Raw genomic sequence first — 12,523 nt, 5'->3', positions numbered from 1 at the left:
GCAGTTTTTCCGGGTTTGATGAAACGGAGTAAGTCCTGCTGAAGCTTCTGTTTTTAACGAAAATTTTACTCCGTCAACCATGACATCCTCCCCCGGATTTGTAGAGTTGAGAGTAATAGAGGCATTTCTTACCGCAGAAGTAGAAGCCGCTGCAAAAGCATACTCAAAGGCTTTTTTACTGAATTTTTCTACATGAGTTGCATGATGAATTACCAGACGATTTGAGAAATTTGTAACAAATTCAGGAGCAAGAATATCACTACCCTCATGAATAAATTCCTCTATTTCTACAGTCATGGCTTGCGCCATTTCAACAAGGAGTCCTACTTGAACTATATTAAGCTTACGAACAACCAGGGCTAACTTTTCAGTGATGTTCATTCATCATTACCTGTCATCCTTTGACATACTTAAGAGTCATAAGAATATTACCCCCTGGTTGGACTAAAGTACCATTAGTGTAAGTTTGAAACGACTTTGAGCCTAATGGCAGGTGGTGCCCTCGGAGGAACCTCCAAGGGCGCACTTCCACCTTATTTCTTCGCCTGAATCACCTGTAAACTCCCACCTGCATACAACTTAGGTTCACTCACCTCAAACCCAATCTCTGTCAATAACCCAGCTAAATCAGTTTTCAGCAGCTGCCAAGCCGTGTGTGTCTCAAACAAAAGCAAAAATACCAACAATCCAGGTACGAAGAGAAAATTGGTAGGATTGTGAAAATCCACGAGTGTAAACACCCCTCCTGGCTTTAACACTCGATAGACTTGTTTGACAATCTGCTGTAGTTGCTTTTGTTCCATTTCATGCAGTGCGACACTTGTATGCACGATATCAAAGTGATTGTCTGCAAAGGGCATATCTTCTGCGAAAGCTTCTACATACTCAGCTTGGGGAACATTCTGCCGTGCTCGTTTCAAAGATAATGGAGAAGCATCTAGCCCTGTGACATTTTGTGACAATTTCACCAAAAACTGCGTCGCTTGACCACTACCGCAACATAAATCTAGAATTTTGGTATCTGAGTGAATTGTTAATCCTTGTAAAGCCAATTGCCGGAAATGCTCTTCACCACCTACACTCAGAGCCGCTAAGCGAGAGACACTATCATACAACCATTGATAGCGGTAACTCCAATCTCTTAAAATTGTAGCCACAAATTCTTCTCCTGTTGTTAACTTGGATATTTATTCAAGATATATTGTTAACATTAGTAAAAAAGCTGAAAAGATTGGGGGATTATTACTGCTATGGGTCGAGTAGGCGTCTTATTACTCAATCTCGGTGGTCCAGACAAATTAGAGGATGTTGGACCTTTTCTGTATAACCTATTTTCTGATCCAGAAATCATTCGCCTACCTTTTACCTGGTTGCAGAAACCTCTAGCCTGGTGGATTGCTTCAAGGCGCACAAAAAAATCTCAAGAGAATTATAAACAAATTGGCGGCGGCTCGCCATTGCGACGCATTACCGAAGCTCAGGGAGAAGCGTTGAGAGAACAATTGCGTACCTTGGGACAAGACGCGGATATCTATGTGGGTATGCGTTATTGGCATCCTTACACCGAAGAGGCGATCGCCAAAATTACCCAAGATGACATTGATCGCCTTGTCATACTACCCCTGTATCCCCAATTTTCTATTAGTACCAGTGGTTCGAGCTTCCGGCTTTTAGAAAGACTTTGGCAAGAAAACCCAAAACTTCAGCAGATTGATTACACCGTCATTCCCTCGTGGTACAAACAACCCGGTTACCTGCAAGCAATGGCGCAGCTCGTCGCAAGGGAAATAGAGCAGTGTCCCAATCCTGACGAAGCTCATGTTTTCTTCAGCGCTCATGGCGTCCCCAAAAGTTACGTTGAAGAAGCAGGCGATCCTTATCAGCAAGAAATTGAGGAATGCACCTATTTGATTATGCAAACCCTCAATCGACCAAATCCCCACATTTTAGCTTACCAAAGCCGCGTTGGTCCGGTGGAATGGCTGCAACCCTACACAGAAGACGCTATCCCAGAACTCGCCCAAAAAGGTGTGAAAGATTTGGTTGTTGTACCCATCAGTTTTGTCTCAGAACACATCGAGACACTACAAGAGATTGATCTTGAGTATCGGGAAATTGCAGAAGAAGCAGGAATTCACAATTTCCGTCGTGTACCTGCACTCAACACACATCCGGTTTTTGTCAAAGCGCTAGCTGACATGGTGATAGATGCGTTGCAATCCCCCAGTCTGAAGTTCTCGCAAGTCAGTCAATGGAAGAAGAAGGTGAGAATCTACCCACCAGAACGTTGGGAATGGGGTATGACAAGCAGTGCAGAAGTTTGGAATGGTCGTATTGCCATGTTAGGCTTCATAGCATTGATTATCGAACTGGTTACAGGTCACGGTTTACTGCACATGGTAGGGTTATTATAGTCAAATCGCGATGTCATCACTTGTAATTCGTCATTATTCGTTATTAAGTTAGTAATGATGAATTATAAATACTTGAAATTTATGTGGTGAAAACACAACTGTAGCCTATGAACAATTTAGTTAGCTAATCCTTAACGGCGAAAACTCGTATCAACTAGTCGCGTTAACTCTCCTCGTTCCACTTTCACGCCCGTTTTCTCTAGTAGCTGCGATAGTCAAATACAGAGGAATTGGGTTACGACTACTTATCAAAAACAAAAATATTGGGTTCTCCTGGATGGAAAACCCAACCGACAACAGTTTTCACTGCTTTACATTACTAGATTAACTAGAACCCAGTAACCGAGAAGTACGAGGAAGACGCTTAACCATGCAATTGGTCTGTTCATAGGCATATGCTTTAAAGTGATTTTTACTACTTTTGTGAATACACAATGTAAGAATTAGGTAATAGCACACACCATCTTCTCGACTCTTTAAGTTCTGGAGTACGAGAACCTAAGTCTAATTGCTATTCCCGATGTTTTATCAAACTTTGCTCAAACACTACCAGCATCTGCAGGACCTCTATCCTGTAGTTCTGGTTTATTAACCACACTATGTTATGTGGATAATACTATTTTAGCGATATTAATTGTCTTTGGCAGGGAAAAATGACTTTATATGTGTTTACAATACCATTCTCAAAATTATCCGAAAAGGTAATTGACAACATTGCAGATCATGAAAACTAGATATGTTTCTATTTCAATTGTTCTATTCTTGATGAGGTAGAAATGCTAGTGAGAACAATATTTACTGAGTGTTTTTAAATGTTCATCAATCTCTGGAAATAAATATTTGAATTTGAAATCTTCTTAATGACAAAGATATATTTTTCTTAGGCAAAGAATAACTTCCCTACCTAAGATAGACATAAACTCTTTCAAGAAACATATAAAGTGCTTATTAAATTCTGACTATACTTTGTCCGCTAACTCAGATTTCACCATTCTAAGTATCTGGAAATCTTTCATTTGATAAGAAAGTATCCATTTTTCATTTCAAACTTAACTTTTTGGGAGGGTTTTTATGCGAATTGCCCAAGTAGCTCCACTTTGGGAAAGAGTACCACCTCCAGCTTATGGCGGTACAGAGTTAGTTGTTGCACTTTTGACCGATGAATTAGTCAAACGTGGACATGAAGTGACGTTATTTGCATCAGGAGATTCTATCACTTTGGCAAAGCTTGAATCAGTTCATCCTCGTGCCCTACGACTGGATAAAACTGTGAAAGAACACGGTGTATACGATATGCTGAATTTCGGTCGGGTATATGAGCGAGCTAACGAGTTTGATATTATTCATTCTCACGTGGGATGTATCGCTTTAACATATGCCAATCTGGTAGAGACACCGACTATTCACACGTTGCATGGGATTTTTACTCCTGACAACGAAAAAGTGTTTAAATACGCAAAAAATCAGCCTTACGTTAGTATTTCTGATGCACAACGAGAACAAAGGCTAGGGCTGAATTATGTAGCAACAATTTATAACGGGATTGATGTTCGCAGTTATAAATTTTATCCCCAACCTGATGAGCCGCCATACTTGGCGTTTCTAGGTCGAATTTCTCCAGAAAAAGGAACGCACTTAGCGATAGAAATTGCCAAACAAGCAGGCTGGCGCTTGAAGATGGCGGGTAAGGTGGATGTCGTTGATGTGGAATACTTTGAAAAAGAAATCAAACCTTTGATTGATGGTCAGCAAATTGAATATTTGGGTGAAGCCAATCATAGGCAAAAAAATGCTTTAATGGGAGGTGCGGTAGCAACACTATTCCCCATTACTTGGCGAGAACCGTTTGGATTGGTGATGGTTGAATCAATGGCATCTGGTACCCCAGTGATTGCGATGAACCTGGGGTCTACAAAAGAGGTTATTGCTCACGGTAAAACAGGATTTTTGTGCAACAGCGTTGAAGAATGTGTGAGTGCTGTGAGCAAGGTTGCAGAACTAGATCGCTTTGCGTGTCGGGAGTATGTCTGGAATTGTTTCAGTATTCAGAACATGGCTGATGGCTATGAAGCAGCTTATTACAAGATTCTGGCGGAACAGTTTGCTTTGAGTAACGCACATTTCCCCAATCTAGTGACTTCAAGCAACAAGTCTATTTCCGGCTAAGAAGCATTTTGGGGCGATTACACTCCGCACGATATCCTCTTTTGTCTATCGCCCCAAGGAACTTCTCCTCTGAACCAAAAGTGGTCTTTGCAGCCTAAATTTCTGCCAAAATCTCTAAGTTAGCTCAGCATAGCCTTGCAAGTTCTCTGGCTCAAATTGGCGCAGAATGCGAGTTGCTTGATTGGTTAATTCTTGATTCCCTTTAATGACAATCAGATACTTGCCTGCATTGAGGCGGTTTCGGTAAGGTAAAGCATCCCCACTCCCCACGGTTAAACCAACTCCACCACCAACAAAGTATGCACCTAAAGCACCAGAAGCCGCTCCCAACAATCCACCAATGAGGTGATTACCAAGTCTGCCAATGGGAAGCACTTCGATACCCGTCAAAAGGTTGAAGGCGTAACCAGCAACAAAACCAAAGGGAATTAGCCAGGATGTCAAACGATTGATCCCTTTCTTTGCCTGCTGATTTGGGTTGATGAACCCATACTCATCAGCACTTTTGTATCCCCTGCCTAAAATATCAATTTGATTGGTGGGTAAACCTTCTTTTTCTAGGGCCGTGTAAGCTTCTTCTACTTTTGATCTGTCTGGTAGAACTGCAACAAGATAATTCATAGTGTCATCCCAAGTTATGTTGTCATTGTTGACTTAAAAAGTCTTTCGCCCACTTCTGTTGACAATTAAGTGAAGTGAGCCAACTCACCAGAAACGATAAATATTGAAGCAGTAAAAAACCTCAATCTTCAGGTTGAAATGAAACTGAAGCAGTTCTCCTTATTTGCCTATTTCTCATAGAAATGTTATTTTTATCACTTGTCTGATGTCTTGCCAGAGAACTCGTCACTATCCAGGGCTATTTTATTCTAAATAAGTGTTTGAGTGTGCTTAGACTAGTTGACAATTGTCTGTCCCATCCCCAACCGCGTCTTCATCCCCGTACCTGAAAACCTTGCGTACTGAACCAATAAATTAGCCACATTCGCCAGCAAAGAATCAGCACGGTTGAAAACTTGTAGTGTCACATCACCAACAAACCCATTGACATAACCTTTGTGTAATTGCCAACTTTGGGTTTTCATTTTGTGATGCTTAAGAAGAATTGCATTGCTAAGGTAAGCAATTAATTCATCGCTTCCCAAATAAACAGGTGCAAAATGATTCCAACGTTCTAACCAACTGCGGAACATCAATGCAGGTACGGGAAGAGGTAATGGTGTGCTACCCTGTGCAAAAGCTGTTGGTGTGAGAAATTGCAAGTCAAATCGTCTGACTGGTTCTGGTTCATTTGCTACGAAATTTGTGTATAGTTCTTCGTAGCTAGTGATTTCGTCTTCGCGGCTGATGACGTTGAATTTAGCTCCGAGAAATTCTAGAGATTCTGATAAATTCAAAGCAGAAATAGTTTTGGCTGTAACGTCCTGCAATCCGCAGAGAGATAATCGGTAAAACTCTTCTGGATGGAAGGTCAAAAAGTCTTTGGTAATGGTTGATAATCCAAGAATTCCTGAGAAAGAAATTGGGGGAATGGTTTCGCCTCCCATTTCTAAGTCTAGTTCTTTGTGTAGTTGCTTAACGAGTTCTAAGCCGTAGGAACGGGGTAAAACTGTTGATTCGGATACGTTTAATATCCAGGTTGAACGAATTAGCATGAGTATTATAAAGTCTTGAATTTAACCCATCCTGGAACAAGTTTAATTTCGCCGTTCGGATTCATCACAGTTCGCCTAGATTTTGGTGCTTCAAAGCCTGATGCTTTTAAACCACAAGTATCGCGAATTTCTTCCCGCAGTTCATCTTTTAGCAGTAAACCAATTGTAGTTCCTGTCATACTACTACCCCATCCCAGTCTTAGGCTATAGGGAGATTTTTCTGGTTCATAAAATTCGCGGATATAATTAAAATCTAAATTCTTGCCTGATGCTCTAGGATTATTTTCTATTTCTTGCCAATAATCATGTTCATAGTCCCATTGTTCTTGAGTAAACTCCTGACATATTTGTAAAAGTTCATCAAGATTGCTAAATGGTATTTTCATACCTTGTTTGTGTTTAAACCATGAAAGCATTTCTGTGTCTAAGCTGAGAGTAAACTCAGTTTGCACATTCCACACCATCTCAGCATAAATCGATGCTCTATATTTAGCTATATAATCAGGAAACCTGCTAGAAACTATCACCTCAGCGACAACAGGTAAATTGACGGGTGTTGGTTGACCTTTCTTCTTTGTAATTTTTATTTCAACTCTTTCAACTAATGATTCTGAGTCACTGACTTTTAAACAGCGCAAGAAATCTGTATTCTGACTTTTACCAAAGAAAGTTTTACCTTGATAGGTGAGAGAAAAGTTTGAAAACAGACTTTCCATGAATAAGTCATCGTCAACATTTTTTTGGGTATTTTTATTGCTAAGTTCTCCCAACCTTTGTCTGAGAGTTTTTTCAATCTCGCTAACTCTATTTGATGAAGGGATGTTGTAGCGTTCTGGGTATTTAAGTAAATGATAAGCAAGAGCAGTTCTTATTGCTCCTTTAATTGAGGAACCAGGGATAAATAGATCTCCCATACCATTGCGAATCATCGGACGTAAATCTGTAATCCTTTCTTCTGTCAATTTTTGACTAATGGCGGTTTTGGGAAAAATTGGGTTTCCATCTGTGTCTTTAGCACTCCACCACTCATTACCGAAGGCTTGTTTCAATAGCCTGCTGATGTCCTGATGTTCTTCAATGGCTTGGATATAGTCATTTAGAAATCGTCCTCCTTGTTGCTGTAAAGCTTTTGCTAATGCTTCTTGGTTAGGAAGGTAGACTTTTTTAGCTGTCTGCACATATTCAAAAGGATTCAATCTAGATACAGATGACCCAATATGTAAAATAGGACTAGTCAACTGTATCCTTCTTGATTGATAGAAATCCGGTTTCTTGAGAGCAAATTCAGGAGAAAGAACCATGATTTTATTTATCCTGTCCTTTGATAGGAAGACTTAAGCTAATACCACTTCGGTAAATGCAATGTTTTTTAAAATCTTTAGGTGTGACATCCACTAGCTTTCCTTGTGGTGGTGTAAGAAAAACTGAACCTTCGCTAAACATTCGCACCATTTTGCGACGCACCTGATTTTCAGCTATCCAACCACCCCGTTCTTGAATCTCATAGCTGGCGTTATTTAAAAAGTCATCTGATAGGGATGGTTCCCAAAATAAGCTGATCAGGCTGTGATAAGTTCCAGCCGAAAATTTCACGAGATTATGCCAATTTTCAGGTAATTCTAACCACTCAACTTGAAATCTTCCTGCACCGCTAGAACGTTCTCCCCCAAGTCCTTCTTCTCCCAAAAGATACAATGCAGCTTTTAGGTTATCTGCAAGTTTCTCTCCTTCTGGCGAGAATTGCAGCAGAAAATATAAACCTGATAAACTTTGAATGTCATTGCCATTTTGCTCCCACTGAAATTGGACAAAACCAGTCTGATAAAAGTTTGTAGCTCTAGTAATTCTGTCTACTGCAATTTTGGGGAATTGGTCAATCTCAAAGGCTTTTTTGTAGTCAAAGGTTCCTGCTTGACACAGATGTCCCTGAGATTTACCTTTTGTTTCAGCAATTAACTCTTCAGCATCAGTATCTATGAACCCTTCGCCTTGATACCATCTTTGCCAAACTTCCAAAGGCAAATAATTAAGTTTTTTATAGGTTTTAAAAAACTCTAACTCTTTTTCAGTTCCTTGCGGGTAGTTGATGGGAAATTTAAGGGGACGGGGAAGATAGTAGATTGTGTGTTCGTTGTTTTGTCGATAGATAAATGTTGAACTTACCCGGAAGGGAGATATCAGTTGAGGTTGCTTATCAGTGGGAAATTTCTGTAATAATTCCTCAACAGCTTCTTTACCAAACAACCGCGCATAAGCACTCACCCAAGCACTAAATAAAGTATCTGAACGCACGCGATCGCTCGTTTCTTCAATACCAATTCCGACTTCTCCAAAGTGAGCAGGACTGCGTCCAAACTTCAGTTTAACTAATTTCCAGACACTCATGATTCATTTCCTGGCAGTAACCGCCCCTCAATGTACTCGCGTAAGCTTGCGAAGTTATCTAAGAGTGCTTGTGTGTTGGCGATGGGTGCAAATTGCTGTAAACTTGATGTTCCAGCAGGAGTGCTGGTTATCTGACGGTATTGCTCTAAGCTGCGATAGGAAAACTCGAAGTTCTGAAATCTGACTTTGCCGTAACCTCTGGAACCATGTCCACCGAGTGCATCATCTTCTAAAATGGCAAGAGCGATCGCAATATTTTGTAAGTCTTCTATGGCTTGCGCCGCATCTTCTACAGTATAAATTAATTCAAACTGGAATTCTGCTCCTGCTGGTACACGTTCTACTTGTCTGGGGTTCGCCGCCGCTGTGACTCGATCAATACCGTTTTCAAATTTCCACTCAGTCATGTACAAACCAGTATCAACTCGCTCCAGCAATTCAATTGACTTATCTAATAAATTGCAATCTCTTACAATTAAACGAGCAGGTGCATTTCGTCCTTTAACTTTTACGTATTGCTCTCGTATTTCTCCGTGTGCAATTTCTGTCCTTTGAGTTTCAAATCGTGCGAATCTATGTTCTTCACTACCAGACCTGATAATCATTTGCGCTTCAACATTAGCTACTCGCTCTAATCTTTCTTGATTGACGACATCACTTTTCACCCAAAAATTAACGCCGGTTGAACCAAAAATTCTGCAAAGCTTACAATTTCTCGCCCCATCAAAACTAATGAGTATAGGCGAATTATCTGTTTTTATCTCTGTATAACCAGCCACTAAATCATCACTTTCATAACGATAAGTACCACTACCTCCTGGACGATTCAGGGGTTTTTTCAATAAACGCTCTAAAATTGAACGCAGCTTACCTTTAATAGATGATCCTGGTAGATAGGGATGGCGACTCAAAGGGTTGCGAATAACCGGTTTATCCAGTCCACCAATATCTAATCTTTCGCCACCTCCTCCAATATGAATACCAGTTTCTACTATAAGGTTACTGGTAACTCTAACTTTACCCAGTAATTGTTTTTGTTCAAAATTATTTGTTGATATTGTCATTGGTCTTTTCCTCCTGCTGCTTTATGGTAAGCAATCACTGCTTCAACCAGTTGAACAAATCTGTCAAAGTCTTCCGTAGTTTTCACCTGTTTAATTGCTGCATCCAACACTTGCTTAAATGGAGCAACGGGTCCAGGGTCTCTACTATTTTTTTGTTGTCGAGCCGCAGCATAAGCAAGTTTAGGTTTTAAGAAAACAAGGTCGTTTTCAATAACAGAAAAGTTCTTTTTATCGTCTTTAGCTAGATTAGCTTTGAGACGATTTACCGCATCTAAAAATTTACGTATTTGATTGGTTTTTAGTTGTTTAGCAAGTTCCTTACCAAGTTGTTCAGTGTCCTCTACTAACTCACGAATTTTATATTCTTGCAGTCCTGGAGTTAGAGTGTTAATTTTATTAACCATTGTTGTGACAATATCATCACCATCATTAGATTGTCTATTTCGTTGTGTCATAGTTTGATGAGCGGTTTAAGAGTTCAATCCAAGTCGCGATCGCCCGAAAGTACGGTGCATTATAAGGGCTTTTTAAAGAAGTCCGAAAATCATTGTTATCTAGTACCCTATTCGGTAACCTCGCTAGAGTATAAGCTATCTTTGGTAAGTGCAAATAATAGCGAGTTCCTAAAGCCTCCTGTGACTTCCTGTCTTCAAACTTCTTCAGTGCTTGCTCTTGTATTTGTGCAGTGATGAGCAAATTACGCACAAAATTACGGGAATAATTCACCTCAATCTTTTGCTGTTCCAGTATTTCGACAAATGGTAAGACACCCAACAGGTTTGGCTTGGCTTCTGGATGTAGATATTGTTTCATCTCAGAATCAAGAAGATTGATATCTTCTATTCCCAGCCATTCGTCCCACTTAAAGACTTGCCCAAATAATCCTAAACTGTCTCTACCATTTCCTTTAGCAGCATCTTCAGCCTTACCTGACGATTCCGCAGCTTGATAAAGAGGAAACTTAATATCATCAATACTAATACCTGCTGATAAGGTAATATCAGGATGATTTCCAGTATAAGCGCGGAAGCACTGATAAACGTCAAAGGCAAATTCTACAACTTCATTCCACGCACCGCTGACAAAGACATCATCTCCACCCGCGTAAATGAAGACTAAATTTTTTCGTTCATCTTGAGTCAGAGATTTGGTGTTTTTTAAAACCTGTCCTCTCTCTTGCTGTTTCAGAAAATTCTCCTGACGGTTCTCTGCTAAACTGTTGAGATAGACTTTAAAAAAATAACTCATCTGGCGAGATAGACCAGCTAAGTTTGGCAAAGTTCGATTATCACCCAACCCTTTGGCAAAAATTTGTCCCAGCCTGTCTACATCCATTCGTAAATAACCAACTCTCTCAATCCCTTTGGCAATTCTCGCCATCTCGCCTGCGCGGATAGGTGAACCTGGTTCTTCTTCTTCACTTTTTTGAGCGTAATTACCAAGCAAAAACGGGACAGTATTAGTAGAGCGATAGTAATGATATATCATCCAGTCGTTGACTAAGTAAACTGTCTCAGTCTCTAGAGTTTCTTTTACCTGTTTGCGATACTTAAATATGTGATAGTAGACAGGCTCATCTGAAAGCTTGAAAGTTAATGTAAAAGCGTCATCTGAGATTTTATCTCGCGGCGATCGCACAATTGCCTGTACTTTTAAAAGCTTGCCACCTAACTCAAACATCTTACGACAAGTAGGACAAGCTTCCACTGAAATTTCATCACTCAATGGTTGTAATTCTTCTAAATCATCTCGATGACAAACTTTGCAGGGCGTGTGACTGTCGCGAGGTTTAAGGAAGTCTACAATTTGGTTGACAAATTTTCGCGATTTTTGTTCTGATAGTTTCTGAGTTACTTTTGACCAATGCGTTGCAAATTCTTGAGTAGCAACATCTTTAATGGGAAAGTCTACATGGTCTAAAGCTAGAAAAACTTTACCTTGAAATTCTTCTACTAACCAATTATTTAACCTCTGACTCACTTCTTTCAGTTTATCTTCTGTCGTATCTATAGGTGCAAGCAGATATAAGTTACCGCCACCAGCATAAATCACATTAGTACGCGGTAATTCTAATTTTTGCAGCAGTTGTTGAACGACTTCTTCTGTCACTAACTCTAAGTAAAAGCTTCTCGCACGCAAAGACTTCAGCGCACCCGCAGAACTAATTGTGTAGATAAATTTTTGAATACCTGATAAATCTCCAGCAATTAACCTAAGTTGTTTAGCTTCAAGATTATTTGCTAGCGCAGCTGCTACAGCACCAGTTGCCCTTACCATATCAATAAGGGCAATATCCGAATGATTCAAGCTAACATAGGAGCCAAATTTCTCTAGAATTAGGGTGAGTAGTGATAGATTCTTCCAATTTGTATCGTTAAATTTCTCTAAAGTGAAAACTCGCTGGATACGTTGTTTGAGAAATTCAATATCTTTTTCTTCTGGTGATTCTTCTTTCTGTGGATAGGGAATTTGCGGATTGAGTCCTTTAATGTAGGTTGCTTCCCAGTAATGTCTAATAGTCTGACATTGCGACAGCTGGACTTGGTCAAACAACAAGCGTAAGGGAGTTAGACTATTTTCTTTCTCTTTAGACCACAGAATATCTGGTTTGTTACACCATAAGATACACTTTGCTTGCTGGATTGCTTTTGAATCCTCTGGATACCATTTACTCAGTAATTGTACACCAGCTAATTGTGCTAAAACCCACACAGCTTGTTGGGCGACTGGCAATGCGGCGTCGGTAGCTTTTGAGTCAGTCATTACATTTCATATTAGTTGTGCGGAACTGCGTGGATCATAGCTTATGAGTGGAATTGGGGTTTTCCAATTCCTAACT

11 protein-coding genes are annotated in these 12,523 nt (G+C 40.1%); 2 read left to right on the top strand and 9 right to left on the bottom strand.

The features are described from left to right. Both DP117_RS21185 and DP117_RS21180 read right to left on the bottom strand, forming a co-directional pair. On the bottom strand, window positions 1-381 hold a 381-nt coding region (locus DP117_RS21185; protein WP_211176249.1), incomplete at its 3' end, for a hypothetical protein. 152 nt (window positions 382-533) lie between these two features. Beyond that, the gene (locus DP117_RS21180; protein ID WP_169220230.1) at window positions 534-1,157 is read right to left on the bottom strand and encodes a class I SAM-dependent methyltransferase; all 624 of its coding nucleotides are present in this window, start codon (window positions 1,155-1,157) and stop codon (window positions 534-536) included. 93 nt (window positions 1,158-1,250) lie between these two features. On the opposite strand from DP117_RS21180, the gene hemH reads away from it, so the two are divergent. Together hemH and DP117_RS21170 are read left to right on the top strand one after the other, a co-directional pair. Then, the gene (gene hemH, locus DP117_RS21175) at window positions 1,251-2,414 is read left to right on the top strand and encodes a ferrochelatase (protein WP_169220229.1); all 1,164 of its coding nucleotides are present in this window, start codon (window positions 1,251-1,253) and stop codon (window positions 2,412-2,414) included. A 1,071-nt stretch (window positions 2,415-3,485) separates the two neighbouring features. After that, window positions 3,486-4,580 (top strand): glycosyltransferase family 4 protein, encoded by a 1,095-nt coding sequence (locus tag DP117_RS21170; RefSeq protein WP_169220228.1) that lies wholly within the window; start codon window positions 3,486-3,488, stop codon window positions 4,578-4,580. 114 nt (window positions 4,581-4,694) lie between these two features. Here the strand turns inward: DP117_RS21170 and DP117_RS21165 are convergent, their stop codons facing one another. The 7 genes from DP117_RS21165 to cas10 all read right to left on the bottom strand — a co-directional run bounded on the left by DP117_RS21165 (window position 4,695) and on the right by cas10 (window position 12,447). Next, window positions 4,695-5,201, bottom strand: a complete 507-nt coding sequence (locus tag DP117_RS21165; protein ID WP_169220227.1) for a hypothetical protein — start codon at window positions 5,199-5,201, stop codon at window positions 4,695-4,697. A gap of 275 nt (window positions 5,202-5,476) precedes the next feature. Then, window positions 5,477-6,235, bottom strand: a complete 759-nt coding sequence (gene cas6, locus DP117_RS21160) for a CRISPR system precrRNA processing endoribonuclease RAMP protein Cas6 (RefSeq protein WP_169220226.1) — start codon at window positions 6,233-6,235, stop codon at window positions 5,477-5,479. Window positions 6,236-6,240: 5 nt separating this feature from the next. Further along, window positions 6,241-7,536: a type III-A CRISPR-associated RAMP protein Csm5 gene (csm5, locus tag DP117_RS21155; protein WP_169220225.1), complete on the bottom strand. Its 1,296-nt coding sequence runs from the start codon at window positions 7,534-7,536 to the stop codon at window positions 6,241-6,243. Window positions 7,537-7,540: 4 nt separating this feature from the next. After that, a complete protein-coding gene (gene csm4, locus DP117_RS21150; RefSeq protein WP_169220224.1) occupies window positions 7,541-8,620 on the bottom strand; it encodes a type III-A CRISPR-associated RAMP protein Csm4 in 1,080 nt (359 codons plus the stop codon). Next, window positions 8,617-9,684, bottom strand: a complete 1,068-nt coding sequence (gene csm3 / locus DP117_RS21145) for a type III-A CRISPR-associated RAMP protein Csm3 (RefSeq protein WP_169220223.1) — start codon at window positions 9,682-9,684, stop codon at window positions 8,617-8,619. The genes csm4 and csm3 overlap by 4 nt, the downstream gene beginning before the upstream one ends. Beyond that, window positions 9,681-10,139, bottom strand: coding sequence for a type III-A CRISPR-associated protein Csm2 (csm2, locus tag DP117_RS21140; protein ID WP_169220222.1), 459 nt, complete (start codon window positions 10,137-10,139; stop codon window positions 9,681-9,683). The genes csm3 and csm2 overlap by 4 nt, the downstream gene beginning before the upstream one ends. Beyond that, window positions 10,123-12,447, bottom strand: coding sequence for a type III-A CRISPR-associated protein Cas10/Csm1 (cas10, locus tag DP117_RS21135; RefSeq protein ID WP_169220221.1), 2,325 nt, complete (start codon window positions 12,445-12,447; stop codon window positions 10,123-10,125). Before cas10 ends, csm2 begins: the two co-directional genes overlap by 17 nt. Window positions 12,448-12,523: the final 76 nt, after the last annotated feature.

This window comes from Brasilonema sp. UFV-L1 (assembly GCF_012912105.1).
In the GTDB taxonomy this organism is placed as follows: domain Bacteria; phylum Cyanobacteriota; class Cyanobacteriia; order Cyanobacteriales; family Nostocaceae; genus Brasilonema.
Note: the sequence above shows the minus strand (reverse complement) of the source record. Positions and strands in the feature narration are given on the sequence as shown.